Source organism: Melittangium boletus DSM 14713 (genome assembly GCF_002305855.1).
Classification (GTDB): Bacteria; Myxococcota; Myxococcia; order Myxococcales; family Myxococcaceae; genus Cystobacter; species Cystobacter boletus.
In genome coordinates this window covers 3,948,690-3,966,059 of sequence record NZ_CP022163.1, presented here as the reverse complement: position 1 = coordinate 3,966,059, position 17,370 = coordinate 3,948,690, and the positions used below count along the sequence as shown (strand labels likewise).

General features: G+C 69.3%; 16 protein-coding genes. 14 read left to right on the top strand and 2 right to left on the bottom strand.

The genetic code is table 11. The features are described 5' to 3' along the window. Positions 1-10: 10 nt before the first annotated feature. The 4 genes from MEBOL_RS16785 (at position 11) to MEBOL_RS16770 (ending at position 3,661) form a co-directional block, all read left to right on the top strand. Positions 11-241 (top strand): hypothetical protein, encoded by a 231-nt coding sequence (locus MEBOL_RS16785; protein WP_095978386.1) that lies wholly within the window; start codon positions 11-13, stop codon positions 239-241. 216 nt (positions 242-457) lie between these two features. Then, positions 458-1,642: a hypothetical protein gene (locus MEBOL_RS16780; protein WP_095978385.1), complete on the top strand. Its 1,185-nt coding sequence runs from the start codon at positions 458-460 to the stop codon at positions 1,640-1,642. Between the two features lie 37 nt (positions 1,643-1,679). Continuing rightward, positions 1,680-3,005, top strand: coding sequence for a tRNA uridine-5-carboxymethylaminomethyl(34) synthesis GTPase MnmE (gene mnmE, locus MEBOL_RS16775; protein ID WP_095978384.1), 1,326 nt, complete (start codon positions 1,680-1,682; stop codon positions 3,003-3,005). A 71-nt stretch (positions 3,006-3,076) separates the two neighbouring features. Then, positions 3,077-3,661 (top strand): Uma2 family endonuclease, encoded by a 585-nt coding sequence (locus MEBOL_RS16770; RefSeq protein ID WP_245920088.1) that lies wholly within the window; start codon positions 3,077-3,079, stop codon positions 3,659-3,661. On the opposite strand, the gene MEBOL_RS16765 is transcribed toward MEBOL_RS16770, so the two are convergent. After that, positions 3,658-4,524, bottom strand: a complete 867-nt coding sequence (locus MEBOL_RS16765) for a GspE/PulE/PilB domain-containing protein (protein ID WP_095982828.1) — start codon at positions 4,522-4,524, stop codon at positions 3,658-3,660. The genes MEBOL_RS16770 and MEBOL_RS16765 overlap by 4 nt on opposite strands. Positions 4,525-4,788: 264 nt before the next feature. Between MEBOL_RS16765 and MEBOL_RS16760 the strand changes: the two genes are divergently transcribed. The 3 genes from MEBOL_RS16760 to MEBOL_RS16750 are packed head-to-tail and all read left to right on the top strand — an operon-like array spanning position 4,789 to position 6,251. Beyond that, entirely contained in the window at positions 4,789-5,193 is a 405-nt protein-coding gene (locus MEBOL_RS16760) for a hypothetical protein (protein ID WP_157775062.1), read from the top strand. A 9-nt stretch (positions 5,194-5,202) separates the two neighbouring features. Next, positions 5,203-5,772 (top strand): hypothetical protein, encoded by a 570-nt coding sequence (locus tag MEBOL_RS16755; protein ID WP_095978381.1) that lies wholly within the window; start codon positions 5,203-5,205, stop codon positions 5,770-5,772. Continuing rightward, the gene (locus MEBOL_RS16750; protein WP_095978380.1) at positions 5,769-6,251 is read left to right on the top strand and encodes a hypothetical protein; all 483 of its coding nucleotides are present in this window, start codon (positions 5,769-5,771) and stop codon (positions 6,249-6,251) included. The genes MEBOL_RS16755 and MEBOL_RS16750 overlap by 4 nt, the downstream gene beginning before the upstream one ends. 69 nt (positions 6,252-6,320) lie before the next feature. Here MEBOL_RS16750 and sppA read toward each other — a convergent pair whose 3' ends face one another. Further along, entirely contained in the window at positions 6,321-8,114 is a 1,794-nt protein-coding gene (gene sppA / locus MEBOL_RS16745) for a signal peptide peptidase SppA (protein WP_095978379.1), read from the bottom strand. 220 nt (positions 8,115-8,334) lie between these two features. Between sppA and MEBOL_RS16740 the strand changes: the two genes are divergently transcribed. From MEBOL_RS16740 to MEBOL_RS16710, 7 genes are all read left to right on the top strand, one after another. Next, positions 8,335-9,228: an alpha/beta fold hydrolase gene (locus MEBOL_RS16740; RefSeq protein ID WP_095978378.1), complete on the top strand. Its 894-nt coding sequence runs from the start codon at positions 8,335-8,337 to the stop codon at positions 9,226-9,228. A gap of 81 nt (positions 9,229-9,309) precedes the next feature. Next, a complete protein-coding gene (locus MEBOL_RS16735) occupies positions 9,310-10,395 on the top strand; it encodes a LuxR C-terminal-related transcriptional regulator (RefSeq protein ID WP_095978377.1) in 1,086 nt (361 codons plus the stop codon). A 132-nt stretch (positions 10,396-10,527) separates the two neighbouring features. Next, positions 10,528-11,523 carry a hypothetical protein gene (locus tag MEBOL_RS16730; protein WP_157775058.1) on the top strand — a complete coding sequence of 332 codons (996 nt, stop codon included), beginning with the start codon at positions 10,528-10,530 and terminating at the stop codon, positions 11,521-11,523. A 1,516-nt stretch (positions 11,524-13,039) separates the two neighbouring features. Continuing rightward, positions 13,040-14,470 (top strand): Tox-REase-5 domain-containing protein, encoded by a 1,431-nt coding sequence (locus MEBOL_RS43665; RefSeq protein WP_095978375.1) that lies wholly within the window; start codon positions 13,040-13,042, stop codon positions 14,468-14,470. 9 nt (positions 14,471-14,479) lie between these two features. Next, positions 14,480-15,214, top strand: a complete 735-nt coding sequence (locus MEBOL_RS16720) for an Imm52 family immunity protein (protein ID WP_095978374.1) — start codon at positions 14,480-14,482, stop codon at positions 15,212-15,214. 15 nt (positions 15,215-15,229) lie between these two features. Next, positions 15,230-16,720 carry a DUF2380 domain-containing protein gene (locus MEBOL_RS16715; RefSeq protein ID WP_095978373.1) on the top strand — a complete coding sequence of 497 codons (1,491 nt, stop codon included), beginning with the start codon at positions 15,230-15,232 and terminating at the stop codon, positions 16,718-16,720. Continuing rightward, positions 16,717-17,187 carry an NUDIX hydrolase gene (locus MEBOL_RS16710; RefSeq protein ID WP_095978372.1) on the top strand — a complete coding sequence of 157 codons (471 nt, stop codon included), beginning with the start codon at positions 16,717-16,719 and terminating at the stop codon, positions 17,185-17,187. Before MEBOL_RS16715 ends, MEBOL_RS16710 begins: the two co-directional genes overlap by 4 nt. Positions 17,188-17,370 lie beyond the last annotated feature (183 nt).

Below are 17,370 nucleotides of genomic sequence, written 5' to 3'. Positions count from 1 at the left end.
GGGCAACCCGATGGGCAAGGCCAAGTCGCTCAAGGACAAGCTGTACGGCGCGGCCGTGCTGAAGATGAGCTTCCGGCTGCGCGGAGACGAGGAGTCTCCCGCCTTCAAGTTCGTGTACCCCGGTGTGCTCCGGGACCTGGAACTGGAGGATGACGCGGTGGAGCGCTACATCGTCGACAATCGCGAGGCGGTGGAGCGCGCCGCGCGCGGCACCAGTCCCGTGCCCGGCCCGCGCACCTGACCCACGGGGCCAATGGTCCCGGCGTCCAAGCCCTTTGTCGCTCGGGCGTCGGCGTTTGGGAGCAACCCTCCACGGGTGGACGTTGTGCGCGTCGTCTGGCGGAGGCACGGCTGGACGCCCGCCGGGGTGGCGCCTACCTCCTGTCGTGTCACCGGCGAACCCATTCCGGGCTTCCGTCCGAGGACCGTGCTCCCCCGAGCACCGGAGGGCTTCCCCATGCGACGTCCCCTGGTTCTGTCCCTGTCCATCCTCTTCTCCCTCACCTCGGCCTGCGGCGGCGACGACGTGTCCCGCCTGGCGGACATCGAGCCGACCACGCGCGGCGGCATCCCCGGACCCGCGGGCCCCCGCGGAGAGCCGGGCCCGGCGGGTCCCGCGGGCCAGTACGCCCGCATCAAGGTCGTCCCACCCGGCTCGACGCCCGAGAGGGGCGGCGAGAACCTGCGCGAGGCCCTCGCCGCCATCCTCTCGCCGTCCGCCACCGAGCCCTGGCTCGTCTTCCTCGAGCCCGGCGTGTACGACCTGGGCGGTGAGGCCCTGCACCTGAGGCCCTTCGTCTACCTCCAGGGCGCGGGCGCGGGCCTCACCACCGTGCGCTCCCACTCCGCCGAGCCCACCTTCGTCGCCGCGGCGGACACCGAGGTGGGGGCGCTCACCGTGGAGAACATGGGCGGCTCGCCGCACGCCGTGGCGCTGTCCACGCCCTCGGCGAACTTCCGCGCGCGGGACGTGGTGGCGCTCGCCCACGACGGCGTGGAGCGCACGGTCGCCATCGTGTCCTGGGGCGTCCCAGGGGCGCCCGATTCCCAGGGCGTCGAATTCACCCACGCCCGGGCGGTGGCCAGCTCGGCCCAGGGCGTGGTGAAGGGCTTCGACTGCCAGGACTGCTCGGTGCGCCTCGCCAGCTCCTCCTTCCTCGCCCAGGGCGGCGGTCAGGCCTTCGGCATCGCCGTGCACGGCGGCTCCCTGGAGGTGTGGGACTCGTCCGCCGAGGGCCTCAAGGGCACCGAGGAGAGCATCGGCGTGGACGCCCGGGGCTCCTCGCACGTGAGCCTCGTGCGCGCCGAGGCCCGGGGCACCCAGGGTCCGGTGTCCACGGGCATGCGCCTGTCCTCCTCCACCGCCACCGTGCGCGACAGCGCGCTCGCGGGCACGGGCCTCGCCGCGCACCAGACGCGCGCCCTGGACGTGTCGCGCGTCGCCCGGCTCACCTACCGGGTGGACGTGGAGCGCTCCACGCTCGTGGGCTCCACCCAGGTGGTGCGCGGCGCCGAGGGCTACTCCATCTTCATCGGCGGCTCCCAACTGCGTGGCGGCCAGGTGGAGGGCAATGGCATGGTGGCCTGCCACGGTTCCTACGACGAGAACTTCACCTCGCCCCCCGCTCCCGCCTGCCCGTAGTCCCGGGCGCGGCGGCCGGGGGGGCCGCGAAAGACGCATGAGCCCTCCCGCCGCCACCCTCGCCGCGCTCGCCACCGCTCCCGCCGCCGGAGCGGTGGGCATCCTCCGGCTCTCCGGCCCCGCCGCCCTCGAGGTGGGGCGCCTGCTCGCCCCGGGCGTCCCCGCCTCGCCCACGCCCCGCCACGCGTACCTGGCCGCCTTCGTGGACGCGGACGGCACCGCGCTCGACGAGGGCCTCTTCCTCTACTTCCGCGCGCCCCACTCCTTCACCGGCGAGGACGTCGTCGAGCTGCAGGCCCACGGCGGCCCGCGCCTGTTGCGCCTGCTGCTCGCGCGCGCCCTCGCCCACCCCGCCGTGCGCCCCGCCGGCCCGGGGGAATTCACCCGCCGCGCCTTCCTCCATGGCCGCCTGGACCTGACGCGCGCCGAGGCCGTGGCGGACCTGGTGGCCGCGGACTCGGAGGCCGCCGTGCGCGCCGCCGCCGCCGGGCTCTCCGGCGCCCTGTCCTCGCGGGTGGAGGCCCTGGAGACGCCGCTGCGCGCGCTCCACGCGGACCTGGAGGGCGTGCTCGACTTCCCCGAGGAGGCCGAGGGCGCGGACGCGGACGCGGCCCCCCGGCTCGCCGCCTTGAGGGCCGAGGCCGAGGCCCTGCTCGCCGAGGCGGGACGGGGACGGCTCGTGCGCCGGGGGGCGCGCGTGGCGCTCTACGGGCCCGTCAACGCGGGCAAGTCCACGCTCTTCAACCGGCTCGTCGGCGAGGCGCGCGCGCTCGTGGACGAGGAGCCGGGCACCACGCGCGACGTCCTGGAGGCGCGGCTCGAGTGGGACGGGCTGGGCATCACCCTGCTCGACACCGCGGGCTTGCGCCCCACGCCGGGCCGCGTGGAGGCGCTGGGCATCGCCCGGGCGCGCGAGGCCCTGGCCACGGTGGACCTGGCCGTGCTCGTGCTGCCCCCGGGGGCCGGGGAGGCCGAGGCGCGCGGCTGGCTCGCCGAGGCCGGGGACTCGCCCGTGCTGCGCGTGGCGGGCAAGTGCGACGTGGCCCCCGCGAGCGGGGACGTCCCGGCCGTCAGCGGCCTCACGGGCGAGGGGGTGGAGGCCCTGCGCGCCCAGGTGCTCGGGCGGCTGTGGGGAGGCGGGGCGCCGGGCGCGGTGGCGCTGGTGTCCGAGCGGCACGCGGATGCCCTCAGGCGCGCGGCCGAGGCCCTGGGCCGCGCCGGGGAGGCCCTGGCGGTGAGCACCCTGGAGGCCGTCTCCGGCGAGGTGGGACTCGCCCTGGAGGCGCTGGGCGAGGTGTCGGGAACGTGCGCCTCCGAGGCGCTGCTCGACGCCATCTTCGAGCGCTTCTGCATCGGCAAGTGATGTCAGACCCGTCCGTAGAGTGCTGCCCCTGCCCGGCCCGCTGGGGGCCAGAGGAGGACAGGGTGATTCCGATGTGCAACAGCCAGGCGGCGTACTCGGCTCTCGAGGCGCTGCCCATGGGATGGGTGGGAGAAATCGTCGACGAGGAGCTGGTGGCATCGCCCCGGCTCGCGCCCCCGCAGGCGCGCGCCGCCTTCATGTTGGGCGTGGAGCTGGGAGAGCGGCTGGAGCCGCGGCGCGGTGGCTCCGGACGCTGGTGTCTCTTGCGCGCGCCCGAGCTGCGCCTGGGCCCGGACGTGCTCGTGCCGGACCTGGCCGGCTGGCGCCGAGACCGTTTCGAGCTGGCGCCTCTCCCCGACGAGCCCTTCCTGCGCATCGCCCCGGATTGGGTGTGCGAGGTGCTCGGCCCGTCCACCGCGGTGCTCGACCGCACCCGCAAGCTGCCCGCCTACGCGCGCGCCGGCGTGTCCCACGTGTGGCTCGTGGACCCCGTCGCCCGCACGCTCGAGCACTTCCAGCGCGTCAAGCGCGGCTGGCTCCTCGCGGGCATCCACGAAGGGGACGCCCTGATCCGCGCCGAGCCCTTCGCCTCCATTCCCTTGGAGCTCGGCGCGCTGTGGACGCCCTCGGAGGGGCACCTCGAGCTGGTCCGTTAGTCGGCCCGCGCGGGCGCTCCGCCGAGCAATCGCCTCACCTCGCTCCGCAAGAGGGCCTCCTCCAGGGGCGCCGCGATGAAGCCGTGGGCCCCGAAGCGCCTGGCCCGGTCCTTGTCCGTCCAGGGCTCCTTGCCCGCCGCGAGCATCCGCGCGCGGGGCCGGCGGGGCAGGGCCTCCAGCCATGGCAGCGGCGCGAACACCAACACCTCGGCCTTCGCCGCCAGCACCTCGGCCTCGCTCGCCAGGGCCGCGCGGTGGCCCGCCTCCGAGAGCAGGCGCACCAGCGCTTCTCCCACCCCCTCGCGCCAGCCGTAGACGAGCACCGTGCCCGTGGGGCGGGGCCGCTCGGTGAGGGCGTGCGCGGTGTGCTCCAGCAGCGCCTCCAGGGAGGTGTCGTCCGGGCCGCTCGCGGCGTCCGCCAGGCCGTAGAGCCGGTCGATGGCGCGCGCGAGGGCCTCGTCCGTCACGAGCTTGGGCACCACCCAGCTCTTGTTCGTCACGGTGCGCACCGCCTCCAGGGCCGGGAGGCTCGCGGGCGCGGCGATGGCCACCACCAGCACCGTGTTCCGGGGCCCCTCCAGCCGCAGGGGCACCACCCGGTGCCGCTCCGCCAGCCGCCGGGGCACCTGGTGCGCCAGCGTGGGGTCCAACCGCTCCGCGTCCAGGTCCAGGGCCGGCACCCCCGTCTGGAGCGCCAGCGCCTCCAACAACTGCGTCGCCGTGCACAGGCGCAAATCCAACATCACCTGTCCCAGCGGCGCTCCACCGGTGCGTTGGTGGGCCAGCGCCGAGTGCAACTGGCGTCCGTCCACCATGCGCTTCTCCAGCAGGATTTCCCCCAACCGCTTCTTCGTCGTCAACATGGACAGCCCCCCGGTCAGTCGCCCCATGGGTAGGGCCGGGGCGCCAGGAGCGCTCGTCTCGCGCCCCCGCCGGGGTTGTTCGTTGGACGTCCACCGCGCGCGCCTTGAGCGGCTGTCCGCTTTGTCGGGGCGCCCGGCGCGCGCGGGTGTGGGGTGGTCGACGCTCTCCACGGCCTGCCCTCCGTGCGAGTGGGCTCGGAGGGAGCGCATGGGTCACCTTCATCCTTGATTTTGGACTCAGTCCAACTTAATTATGCGGGGTGCGTGAACCTTCCCCTCTTCGACCTACAGCTCGTCAAGCAGTTGGCGGAGGAAGATCGATTCGCCCTGGGGACGGGCCCTGCGTGCATGGGAGCGCTCGAGAGCTATTTGCATGGAGAGTTGGGGCGGTACCGTCCCTTCGCTCAGGAGGTCATTCGCCTGCTCTGTGTGGAGGACTTCTTCCGGACGAAGCGCTGGCCAGAGCCGGAGGGCAAGCTCGCGGATGAGTACGGTGTTCGCCTTCCAAGGCAACTGCTCGAGGAGTTCGAACTCGATGTTTCCACCTGGTACGTGAAGGTGGAGGTTCAGAAGGGTCGCAAAGGCCAGCTGCTCTTCTTCATGTCGCTGCACCCTCTGGCCTTCGAGATGCACGAGCGCAACGGAGGTGTGTTGCGCCCCGATAAATAGGAGGAAGCCATGGAAGGCTTCGACTGCCCCACGTGCAACCGCGGAGAGATCGTCATGGCCAAGGGGCCGGGTCGGCGGATGCGCTACCGGCACATTCCGGACCTGGAAATCCCAGCGGAGCTGGAACTGCCTACCTGCTCGGCCTGCGGTGAGCGCTGGCTCGATGCGGAGGCCACGCGCCGTTTGGAGTCCGCCCTGGAGTCTGCTTATCGCACGGCCCTCGCGCGTAAGGCCGAGCAGGCCATCGAGGCGTTGCGTCCGCATGTGGCCCAAAGAGACCTTGAGCGGTTGCTCGGGATTTCAGCGGGTCTGTTGTCCAAGCTGAAAAATGGCAAGGAAACCTCGGGGCCCATGGTGGCGGTCCTGATGCTCCTGGCCGAGAAACCCCATCGTGTGGAGGCGCTCCAGCGCTTGTGGGCGCTCGTTCCAGAGCAGGCGGGCGTCGGTCCCATGCGCATCCGGAGGTCCGAGGAGCCGCTTCGTCCGAGCCTTTTCAAGGAGGTTCCAAAGGCTTCCGCGCGGCTTCATGTCTCGGTGGATGAAAAGGCTTCGCCCTTGCTCTTGAGGCTCGTGGCATGAGCACTTTTTCAAAGGAGGTATCGCAAGCCGTGGCGGACCTGGCGCGGCTCGTGAGACTCGCGGACATTCGGACCGTGGAGTTCGGAGCCCGACTCTTCGCGCAGGCGCCCGAGACGATTCAAGAGATGCACGCGGAGATCGATTCGCAGGTTCGTTCGGCGACTTTGGATAACGGCTTCCTGGTGGAAGGCCAGTTCAAGGTGACCGCGAGGACCCTTTCGGAGGAGCCTCAAAACTTCCTGGAATTGAATTACCGGGTGGGCGCCATCTATCAGGTGGCGCCCTCATCCATGCCCTCCGCGGAGGTGCTCAGTGCCTTCGCCGAATCCAACGGCATGGTGCATTTGTGGCCCTATGTCCGGGCATATGTCCAACAGGCGTGTGCTCAACTCGCCATTCCGGTCATTGTCCTGCCCCCCTTCCGCGTCTTGTCGGTTCACGCGGAGCCCGATGTGGGGAGGACGGCCCAAAGAAACTGAGTTGGGCCGAGCCCGCCCCCACCGCGGCTGTCCGCGGTAGGGGGGTGGTCAACGGTCGACGGCCGCGCGCTACCAGGTGGTGTCCGGCACCGGCGCGGAGAGCACCCGCTGGCGCTCGCCCACCAGGCCCAACTGGACGCCCAGCCGGTGGAGGGCCTGGGTCCGCGCGGCCAGCGCCCTCCAGGGGGCCCACACCGCCACGGCCGCCTCCACGTCGTCGCTGTTGTCCCCGTGGTCGTTGCCCAACAGCTCCGCCACCACCTCCGCCGTGCCCTTCTTCTTCGGGAAGAGCTCCACGCGCACCTCGCCCTCCAGCTTCGCCGCCTCGCGCGCGAGCCGCAGCGCCACCGGGAAGCCCCCCAGCTCGTCCACCAGGCCCCGCTCCTTGGCGTCCGCGCCGGACCAGATGCGGCCCTTGGCCACCTCGCGCACCTTCTCCAGCGGCAGGTGCCGGCCCTCGGCCACCTTGGCCGTGAAGTCCTCGTACACCCGGTCCAGGAAGGCCTCGTTCTTGGCGAGCTGCTCGGGGGTGAACTCCCGCGAGCTGGCGTACATGGTGGCGTTCTTGCCCACGCCCAGCGGCTCCCAGCTCACCCCCAGCTTCGCCCATGCCTCCTGCGTCACCAGCTTGCCGCTGTACACGCCGATGCTGCCCGTCAACGTGCCCGGCTGGGCGACGATCTTGTCCGCGTCCATGGAGACGAAGTAGCCGCCGCTCGCCGCGTACGTGCCCATGGAGACGATGACGGGCTTGCCCTGCTCCCGCGCGCGCTTCACCTCGCGGCGCACCGTGTCGCTCGCCACGTAGCTGCCTCCGGGGCTGTCCACCCGGAAGAGGATGGCCTTCACGCGCTCGTCCTCCACCGCCTTGCGCAACGCCGCGGCCACCGTGTCGCCGCCCATGCCCGCCTCGCCCGACACGGGATTGCCCCCGCTGCTCTTGCCCCGGGAGATGGCCCCCGTGCCGTAGATGAGCGCCACCACCGGGCCCTGCGTGTTCGGCCGCCCCGCGCGCTCCAGGTACTTCTCCAGGAAGAGCAGCTTCGCCCCCTCGCCCGCCTCCGCCTTCACCTTCGCGTACACCTCGTCGCGGTAGAGCAGCCCGTCCACCAGCTTGAGCTCCAGCGCCCGCGTGGCCAGGAGCGGCGCCTCGTCGATGGCGGCGCGCACCTGCTCGGCGCTCAGGCCGCGATCCTCCGCCACCCCCGCCGCCATCTGCTCCACCACGCTCGTCAGGTAGCGCTCCAGCTCCTCGCGGTGCGGCTCCGTGTACGTCTGCTCGGTGTAGCTGTTGACGGCCGCCTTGTACTCGTAGCGCTTGCCCATCTGCGGCTTGACGCCGAACTTCGCCATCGCGTCGCGGAAGAAGGGCGTCTCCGTGCCCACCCCCGTCACCGACAGGTCCCCCGAGGGCTGCACGTAGACGGCGTCGAACGCCGCGGCCAGGTAGTACGCGCCCGTGCCGCTGCTGTCCTCGCCGAAGGTGTCGGCGTACGCCACGGCCTTCTTGCCCTTGGCGCGAAACGCCTTCACCGCGTCGCGCAGCTCCTGCACCACCGCCACGCTGCCCGGGCTGCCACCCAGCTTCACCACCAGCGACTTGACGCGCGAGTCCCCTCCCGCCTTCTCCAGCGCGTCCACCACGTCGCGCACCGTGGGCTTGTCCCCCTGCAACGCGCTCGCCAGCGACTCCTGCGCCACGTGCTCGGCGAGCGGCTCGCTCAAGTCCAGCTCGAGCACCACCGCCCCGGGCACCCCCGGCTTGCTCGACGCGCCCAGGAAGGCGAGTCCCACCACGGCCCCGACGAAGAGGATCGTCATGGCCCCCACCACCGCGAGCAGACCGATGAAGAAACGTTTCATGTGCACGGACTCCCAATCCCCACGGAAAAGGCCTTCGGATTAACACCGCCCCGCGCCCGCTCCGCCCCAGGACGAGCGGGTGTTCACCCGAGGACGCTCGAAGCGCGCGACGCTCCCGGGTGTCTCACACTACGGAGCCCCGGGGTCTTTCCCCCCGAGGAGGGATGACTACTCCTTCCGCTGACGACTCGCACCTCTCTCGTGACGAACCGGACCCTTCATGAACCCCCTCTCCCCCCTCTCCATGCGGACCGCTTCCCAGGACGCGCGGCCCTTCTGCGAGCCCATCTCCAGCCGGGTGCACACCCTGATGGGCGGGGGGGGCGTCACCCTGCGGGTGAGGGACATGGGAGACCCGGAGGGGCCGCCCCTGTTCTTCCTGCATGGCTTCTCGCAGTCCCACCAGGCATGGCGGCGCCAGCTCCACAGCGCCCTGGGCCTGGGCTTCCGGCTGGTGGCGATGGACCTGCGCGGCCATGGGGACTCGGACTCGCCCCGGGGCGCCTACGGCGACGGACGGCTGTGGGCCGATGACGTCCAGGCCGTCATCTCCGGGCTGGGCCTGGAGCAGGTGCTGCTGGTGGCCTGGAGCTACGGGGGCATGGTCGTCGCGGACTACCTGCGCCACTACGGCGAGCGGCACGTGGCCGGGGTGAACTTCGTGGGCGCCATGGTGAAGAGCGGCACGGAGGAGGCCTTCGGACTGCTCGCGCCGGAGATGCTGGCGCTCATCCCCGGACTCTTCTCCCCGGACGCGGTGCCGGGCCACGCCGCGCTCGAGTCCTTCGTCTCCCTGCTGCACCACGCGCCCGAGACGCCCGAGACGCGCCGCGCGGTGATGGCCTACACCTCGCGCGTGCCCGCCCACGTGCGCGAGGGCCTGGGCTCGCGCTCCCAGGACAACGACGACGTGCTCCGGGAGCTGTCGGTGCCGGTGCTCGTGTCCCATGGCCTGGAGGACCGGGTGGTGCTGCCCGCCTCGGGCCTGCACATCGCCTCGCTCCTGCCCCACGCCCGCGTGTCACTCTACCGGGACACGGGCCACTCCCCCTTCTGGGAAGACGACCGGCGCTTCAACCGGGAGCTGGCCGCGTTCGCCGCGAAGTGCTGGTAGCCCCGCCCCCACGGGCGTGCACGTGTGGAATACTCCGGGAGTGCCGGGTCATACGAACCGTGAACCCTGGAGGGGCTGCCCATGGATCCCTGGTCGCGCTTCAAGCCGGAGGAGCAGAAACTCGCCCTCGGCGTCGTCGATGACTTCGGCAGCTCCCTGGAACTCGAGACGATGTTCTCCAACGCGCGGGAGCGGCTGAGTCAGTTGATCCCGATGGAAGCCCTGGCGTTGTGTGTCTCCCGGCCGGGCGATGCCTTGGGGTACGACTGGGTACCCTTTGGACTGTCTTCCTCGTTCTTCCAGCACTATCCGGAGGTGGCGCCGCATGACTTCGTCCGGAGCAGCACGACGCGCCTTCCCAACCAGGCCCTGCGGGACTCACAGATGGTGCCGCGCGACGCGTTGATCCGCAATCCCATGTATGAACGGTTGCGCGAGCTGGGCCAGCCCATCGAGCACTGCATGTCCGTCTCGCTCTGGGTGAGTCCTGAGTGGCACGGCGGCTTGACGTTCTATCGGGCCCGACGCCGGCCCTTCTCCCAACACCATCAGGCGCTCCTGCAATGGCTGACGCCCCGGCTGGCGAGGGCCATCGGCCACTGCCGGACGTTCGGAGAGACGCGGACCCATGCCGCGCTCCTGCGCGCGGTGGCCGAGCGCCAGGGCGCCGTCATCCTCGTGAGGGGCACGGGTCTGGACGACTGGACACCGACGGCGTCGGCCACGGCGTTGTTGGAGGAGTGGTTCCCTCCCTCGGAGCGGGTGGCGGGCATTCCCCAGGAGTTTCGGACCCGGTTGGCTTGCCTGGCCAAGCGCGGGGGAGGCCTCGACGACGGGCCCCTGGTGTGGATCAAACGGGACACGGACAAGGACTTGAAGGTGACCTTCGAGCCCCTGCCCACGTTGGGCGGAGAGGCGCGCTCCTGGCTCATCCAGTTGGAGGAGCGTCGGCTCTCCATCCCCTTTCCCAGGAGCTGGCGAGGAAAGCTCTCGCCGAAGGAGACGGAGGTGGTGTCCCTGGCCTTCCTCTTCTGGGACTACCAGTCCATCGCCGAAGAGCTGGAGATCAAGCTGAACACGGTGAAGCAGCACATCGAGAGCGCGTGCAACAAGCTGGGGGCGTACAACCTCAAGAGGCTCATGGCGCTGGCCCTTCGCGATTCGTGAGGCCCCCGGCAAGGTGACATGTCAGCGGGGACGAGCACCTTCCAGGAATGACGGAAAATCTGGTTGTTGCTTGAATCCTGGAATTGGCCGTGGCAACACGGGCGCTCCACTTCCCGTTGCGAGGCTGAGAGCATGATGCGTCGTGCGCTGATGAAGGTGTCTGGTTTGCTGCCGTTGGCCGTGCTGGCCGCGTGTGGGAACGCGACCGGAGGCGGCACGCCCGCCGAGGCGTTGGGCCAGGGCACGCGGGCGGTGCTGTACGCACCGCCCTGGCCGGCCAGCGGCAACATCCTGGACAGCACCACCTACCTGGGCCCGTTGAGCCTGGGCGGCTCCGTGCGGACGTACTTCACCCACAACCCCCAGTACTACGCCTTCAAGGTGACGGCGCCGGGCGCGCTCACCGCCCGCTTCGAGGTGACGCACGAGGGCAGCTCCATGTACCTGGACACGGGCCTCATGGTGTACGGGCCCCGCGACGCGAGCGGCAGCTACGGCGCCTCGCCGCGCGCCCAGAACGACAACGCGGGCTATGGCGAGCTGAGCCGGATCGACTCGGTGTCCCTGCCGGCCGGAGATTACCTGGTGGTGGTGAGCGCGGGCGTGGGGGCGGACAACCAGTTCCGGCTCCAGAGCTCGTGCCTGAGCGGCGCGTGCCCTGCGGCGCCGGTCGCGACGCTCGACACGGCGGGCATCGTGCCGTCCCTGTCCGAGCAGGACGTCACCGCCCAGCTCGAGACGACGCTCGCGGCGGGCAACGCCGCGCGGACCTGGACCGAGGGCTCGCTGCGCCGCTTCGACTTCACGTGGCCGTACGCCACGCCGCTCACCCTCGCCCAGGCGGACCGGGCGGTGATGGCCCAGCGCGAGTACTCCGCCTACGCCGCCGATGACTCCGTCGCGAGCAACTACTCCCAGGCCCGGGCCTACCTGTATCCGGAGTTCGAGCCCCTGCACCCGCAGATCCTCGCGGCCTACGGCAATGGCTCGGAGACGGTGCAGGTGGCCACGCGCTACCACTCGCACCTGGTGGCCGCCGGCTCCCATGGCTGGTTCCGCCTTTTCATCATCCTCTTCCCCCAGTCCAAGAAGATCATCGTCTTCGAGCAGACCGGCTACGAGGTCTGAGCCTGCCCCACGTAATCGGAGCAAGCTCAGTGCCCTCCCCTTGACCCCGTTGGGGCCCCGGAGGTGGTCCTCGGGTAGAGGGGGGGCATTCCAGGTCTTCTGGTGCCCTTGCTCTACCGCATACCCCTTTCGAGGTATTGGCGCGCGAGTTCTCCGGGTCCAACGTGGAAGCAGGGTTTGCCCCGTTGAGGCGAACCCCCACGTTCTGGCTGACCCAGAGGAACCCATGTCCACCCGCGTAGAGTGTCCTAAATGTAAAAACAACACACTGGTCCTTGAGGAGGGCAACGATCCCAGATGTCGCTGTGGTTACTCGGGTGATGCAGGTGATGTCGCGGACCGGTACATCCAGGATGTTCTCGGCGTCAGCCGGTACGAAACGACAAGAGACGGTGACTCGTGGCCTCTTCACACCTGTCCCTCTTGTGATGTGGACGCGATGGTAGAGATGGGAAAGAGCGGTGAAGGTGTCTTCATCTGCTTCGGATGCGCGCGTACCTTCAAGAGTGATGAATTGGTGATGTGTGATGGTGCTGGATCACGCGGCCCACATTGGACCTTCTCCTTCGACGCGGCTGTCTGCGACGCCTGCATGGCTGACGTGATCTCAAGCGACAACACCTGAGCCCCTCGCGGTGACTCATAAGGAGTTTTCTCCAGTGAATACCTTCTTCTGGCGCCTCGCTTACCTCTGGCTGTTCTTTCCGAGTGACCGTTCACCGGCCCAGGCTGCGAGAGCAACCGGAGGGACGGGGGTGGCAGGCAGGAGCGAAGGTTCCTGCAAGCAGCGACGGTACGCGGCGAGGGCCTCGTTCCAGGAAGTCAAGCACATCATGGCCTTACCACTTCTCGTCTGTCCCCCTCCTCAACCGAGCCAGGACAGTGAACGGTTATGTTACGCGCTTGGAGCCTTTCGAGGGTCTTGCTTGCGGAGGGGCGTGGGGCGCTACCCACTGTGAGTGGTCCCCCCCCCTTGTTTCCGTTCAGCTCTCCCGCGCTCGTGAGCTAGGCACTTCGGCCGACTCGAAGGTCGAAGCGCAGGTTGCTTCCCTCGCAGTGGACTACCAGCCCGCTCGCGAGCAACGCGAGGATCACTGCCACGACAGGCCGTAGGTCCATACTGGAGGACTTCTTCTTGGGGATCTTCTTCACATGTCACCTCTTGGCAAAAGGCGACCCCTTAAAAATACCGCCAACGATGCTGTGTCAAATCTCCCGCCAGAAAGAGTCCGACCGTCAGGGTCTGCCGGTGCCCCACGCGCGGTCTCCCCGAGGAGGTGGCCTTTACGGCCCGCGTGCGTGAGTTGTTGGTCCGGGCGGGACCCGTCGAGCATCCCCATTCCGCGCGGTAGAGTGGACCGCATGGTGAGGGCCACAGTCCCTCCCCAGGTTCGGATTGCGCCGCGATGTCCACGGGAATCAGCCGCACATCGTTGGGCTCGAATTCCGCGAAGAGGGTTGCCGTCTTGGCTTGGAGCCCTTGGAGTCCATGCGGCCCGTGAGGAGGATGAACAGGATGACGTGTCGGAACGGAGTCGAGCGCCGTGCTCGCACGTTGAGCGCGTGGTGCGTGGTCGCGCTCGTGCTGTTGAGCGGATGCGCGACGACGGACCTGGGACGGGGTGGAGGATTCCAAGGGGAAGACGACCTTTCGGATGGACAGGACGCCTTCCTCGCGGTGCAGCGGGCGAGTGGCCTCGAGCCGGAAGAATGGCATGCGCCGGAGCAGCCCCTCACGGTGGAGCAGGCCCGTGCGCTGCTCGGCCGGGTGGCGCGAGCGCGAGTGACGCAGCGGAGCTTCGCGCCACGTCGGGTGCTCGCGTGGCTCCTGGGCGAAGTGCTGGCGAGTGGTGAAGGCGTGGACGCCGAGGAACTGTGCCGGAGGGTGCGGCGCTTCGACCTGGTGGTGGTGGTGCGACCGGATGGCTATCTGGTGGCGGCTCCCACGGGCGCGCCCTTGCACCGCATGGGGCGCCTGACGCTGGTGGAGGGCGAGTGGCGGGTGGGACGCCTCGTGGTGGGGGACTTCTACTCTTCGAGCGGAGGCGTGCTCTACCCGGTGAACGAGGTGATGCGCCGGGAGAACACGCCGCCGTGGGGAGAGGTGGGCCTGGGGAGGGACTGGCTCAACGCGGCGCTGGATGGAGCGGGGGAGGCGGTGGGGGAGATGGCACAGGCACTGGCGCACACGGTGCTCCACCCCATCAGGACGGTGGAGGACCTGGCGCACTTGCCAAGAACGGTGGCGACGCTCATCGCGGCTTCACCCGAGTACTTCGAGCGCTATGGAGCACTGCCTCGGGAGGATCAGATTCGGGAGGCGGCGAGGCTGTCCACGCATGTGGTGATGCTGTTGGGCGGCGGGGAGGCCGCGGCGGGAAGGTTGGGGCGCCTGGGCATGGAGGTGTCACTGACGGCGCGGGGGGAACTGGTCCTGGGCCGGAGCGCGGCGGTGGCGGGCGCGGGAACGGTGGTCCTGGGAGCGGGAGCGCTCTCGGTGTTGCACATGGCGGGAGGGGGAACGACCTCGGCGGGAGCTCGAGCCAGTCCAGGCCCTGGACGATGGGTGCACCAGACGCCCACGACGGAGTCGGCGGAGGCGCTGGACTACCAAGAGCAGGTGACGGGCCAGCCGGCGTGGCGGGTGTATAAGGTGGGTGAAGTGGAGTTCGACGGCTTCAACGGCGTGGAACTCTTGGAGGCCAAGGGCAGCAGCTACAAGAAGTTCTTGGAGAAGACTGGCGAGGCAAAGCCTTGGTTCCAGAATGGAAAGGGCTTCCGGGGCCTCATGATTCAAGCCGAAAGGCAGTGGAGGATCTCCACCCGGCTGGGCGTCCCCCTCATCTGGCATGTGGCCGAGGCGGAGTTCGCGAATTTCCTCCGAGTCACATTCGAATCCCAAGGATGGAAAAGCATCCAGGTTCGCCACACGCCGCCAACGCGGTAAAGAACACCCATGAAGGAGCACTATTTCGTAGGGGCCTACTGGGGTCCTCGTCAGGAGACCGCACCGGAATGCGCCCGGCGAGCGGAGAACTTCCTGCACCTGTTGTCGCGGTGTGATCCGACTTTCGCCCAATGGTACCGGGGAGGGCGCAAGGCCCCTCCAGGATTGCCGGGCCATCCCATCCAGGAAGCAGGGGACCTGGAGCGGTTGTTGTTGGAGGGACGCAACCGCAGTGACTTCGACCGGAAGATCATCCTGGAGGACCATGGCTTCATGGCCGGGGTGTTCAACGCGAAGAAGGGACGCACGCAGCTCGACTTCCACTGTGGTGCGTATTTCCCGGAGGGCCACAACTTCTGTCTGTTGGACCCACCCTCGGAGGGCCCTGTCCGCGAACGGCTGCTGAGCGCGCCGGTACTGGCGCAAGTGCTCACCTGCATGGCCACGGCGTGGGAGCCGGACTTCGCGACGGCCAGTTCCCTGGAGATGTTGAGGCACACCGAGAAGCGGGAATGGGAAGTGCGTGTGGGCTGGCTGACCTACGTGTCACGCCGGTTGGGGACGGTGCCACCGCTGCCCGCGCCCGTGCGCATCGAGCCGGTGGGCACTCAGGGCTGGTTGCTCACGCTCTCGCCCGAGCGGATGACGGCGGACAACCCCGAGCACGTGGCCTTCACGGCCCGCGTGCGGGAACTGTTGGATCGCGCGGGGCTCGTCGAGCATCCCCATGCCGCGAGGCAATAGCCAGGAGGGTAGACCATGTGCGCTGACTCGCCGCGAGCCCCGAGGGCGGGCCTGCTGCTCGCCCTGAGCCTGCTGTCCTCCGGCTGTGCGTCGCGGATGCCACCGCCCGGCTGGGAGATGACTCCGCGCTACTCGCCGCGCGAGGCCGCTGAGACTGGATGGGCCGAAGGGCCGCGTGAGGAGTCTCCGCTCACCCTGGCGTCATGGCCCCCGCGGTCGCACCGTCCGCGGAACTCCCGGGAGGCGATGACGAGTGCAGGGCACAGCGCCCTCGCGGCCCACCTGGCGTTTCGCGGGGCCCTTGGCGACGTGTCCGGCTCCACGCGCCGCATCTCCAAGGCACTCTCCAGACTCAAGACGAGCCAGCGGGGCATCGTCGGCAAAGCCGCCGGTCTCTTCGTCCGTTACCTCGAGGATGGCGACCGCCAACTGCGGTGGATTGACGCCGAACTCTCCGCCGCCACCCGGCTGGCTCACACCGCCTCGGAGGTGGCGGACCCGGACATGCAACTCGCCTTGCTGCGCCTCGCCGGCCCCCGGCTCGAAGCCGCCATGCTGGGCGCGCTCCTGCTCGCCGCATGGCTCGACTTGCTCCAGTTCGTCGACGGGGTGCTCCAACAGGGCCTCAACAGCATGGAGACGCTGCTCGTGGACATGGAGCGCTGGCGCAAGAGGATGGCGCCCGTCATGACGGCGCTCTCCTCCCTGGAGCTTGGTCAGGTGGAGGCAGCGGCGAAGGACGCCCCCGCGCTCATGGACCATCTCTCCGACGAGTTCCATTCGACCGCGGAGCGCATCCGCGTGGCGATGAAGCGCGGCGAGCAGGCGATTCTGTTGGCCCAGCTCGTCGAGACGCTCACCCTGCTGTCGGCGATGAAGTTCTCGCTGCCCACACTGCCGCCGTCCGCACCCGCCACGCTCGGCGTGGGCCTGATGGTGGGCGGCGACGGTGTGATGATGGGCACGCGGATGGTCGTGTCCGCTGAGTGGGTGGAGAGGATGCGCCAGCTGGTACGGGCAGGCGTCATTTCCCTTCCCGCCGTCAGCGCGGCCGTGCGAATTCAGGCTGGCCAGGTGATGATGGCACAGTCTCACGACGGGCTGCCCAAGGGTGTGCGCGACGCGCTCGGCGACGGGCCCGAGGTACGGGGCATGCGCGTGACGGGCAGAGCGGGGGCTGGCATGAACGAGCCACCGCGACACCACGCACTGCCCAAGGAGTTCCGCGAGTGGTTCGAGCAGCGCGGTTTCACCGGCGAGATGGACATCGACCAGTTCTGCGTCAGGTTGGAGCAAGCTCACCACGAGGCCATCCATGGCGGTGGGAACTGGACGCTGGGCCGCACCTGGGCCGGTGAGTGGAACCGGATGATCATGGAGGCACTGCGCGAAGCAGAGGTAACGGCCGGCCGGATGTTGACGCGAAACGAGGTGCTGGACATCGTCGCGTATCGCATGCGGCGCTATGGTGTTCCGCTGGAGTTCACTCGATGGAGAGGGCAATGAGCGGCGGACAGGCTTGGCGCGGCAATTGGAGGGTTCGCCTGTACGAGCGAATCCGTGAGCGTGGCTACCCTTCGCTCACCGCTTTCGCGAAGGCCCGCCCCACTGCCTCTCTGGTGGCGCTGGCCGAGGAGCTTGGCGCGGACGATGTCGTCGGGGTGCAGGTGTTCAGCGGGTTGCTCGCCGAGGCGGAGCAGCGCAAGCAGGTCTCATGCTTTGTTCGCGATGTGCTCGTGCGCGAACTGTCCGAGTGCCTTCCCAACGGCTGGCCGGCCGTGCTGGATGACGCCAACCGCTTCAAGGTGGCCAAGGCGCTCGGCTCGTGGATTGCCGATGCCCCAGAAACCCATAAGGAGCGGGCCAGGCAGGTCAGAACAGCCGTCCTCAACACGCCGCCTCCGCCCGGCTGGCGTCCGCTCGGGCCCGACGACGCGCTGCTCCTCACGCTCCTGCCTGACGAAGAAGTCTGAAGGGGTCCGCTCGGGGAGCGGACAGCCGAGAGGGTTCACTGATAACCGGTCGTTTTCACTGACGATTCCGCCAGGCACTTCCGGAGTGCCACCCGCTGATGAAGATTCTGTTCGGCCGTGTCGATCCCGCCCGGCCTCACTCGTCGCCTATACGAAACAACCCACTGGCGCCGAGGCGCCCGA

Bases quoted from the DNA above. Each gene is read 5' to 3' on its own strand.
- MEBOL_RS16785 (WP_095978386.1), top strand. From the start codon at position 11: ATGGGCAAGGCCAAGTCGCTCAAGGACAAGCTGTACGGCGCGGCCGTG.
- MEBOL_RS16780 (WP_095978385.1), top strand. From the start codon at position 458: ATGCGACGTCCCCTGGTTCTGTCCCTGTCCATCCTCTTCTCCCTCACC.
- mnmE (WP_095978384.1), top strand. From the start codon at position 1,680: ATGAGCCCTCCCGCCGCCACCCTCGCCGCGCTCGCCACCGCTCCCGCC.
- MEBOL_RS16770 (WP_245920088.1), top strand. From the start codon at position 3,077: ATGTGCAACAGCCAGGCGGCGTACTCGGCTCTCGAGGCGCTGCCCATG.
- MEBOL_RS16765 (WP_095982828.1), bottom strand. From the start codon at position 4,524: ATGTTGACGACGAAGAAGCGGTTGGGGGAAATCCTGCTGGAGAAGCGC.
- MEBOL_RS16755 (WP_095978381.1), top strand. From the start codon at position 5,203: ATGGAAGGCTTCGACTGCCCCACGTGCAACCGCGGAGAGATCGTCATG.
- MEBOL_RS16750 (WP_095978380.1), top strand. From the start codon at position 5,769: ATGAGCACTTTTTCAAAGGAGGTATCGCAAGCCGTGGCGGACCTGGCG.
- sppA (WP_095978379.1), bottom strand. From the start codon at position 8,114: ATGAAACGTTTCTTCATCGGTCTGCTCGCGGTGGTGGGGGCCATGACG.
- MEBOL_RS16740 (WP_095978378.1), top strand. From the start codon at position 8,335: ATGAACCCCCTCTCCCCCCTCTCCATGCGGACCGCTTCCCAGGACGCG.
- MEBOL_RS16735 (WP_095978377.1), top strand. From the start codon at position 9,310: ATGGATCCCTGGTCGCGCTTCAAGCCGGAGGAGCAGAAACTCGCCCTC.
- MEBOL_RS16730 (WP_157775058.1), top strand. From the start codon at position 10,528: ATGATGCGTCGTGCGCTGATGAAGGTGTCTGGTTTGCTGCCGTTGGCC.
- MEBOL_RS43665 (WP_095978375.1), top strand. From the start codon at position 13,040: ATGACGTGTCGGAACGGAGTCGAGCGCCGTGCTCGCACGTTGAGCGCG.
- MEBOL_RS16720 (WP_095978374.1), top strand. From the start codon at position 14,480: ATGAAGGAGCACTATTTCGTAGGGGCCTACTGGGGTCCTCGTCAGGAG.
- MEBOL_RS16715 (WP_095978373.1), top strand. From the start codon at position 15,230: ATGTGCGCTGACTCGCCGCGAGCCCCGAGGGCGGGCCTGCTGCTCGCC.
- MEBOL_RS16710 (WP_095978372.1), top strand. From the start codon at position 16,717: ATGAGCGGCGGACAGGCTTGGCGCGGCAATTGGAGGGTTCGCCTGTAC.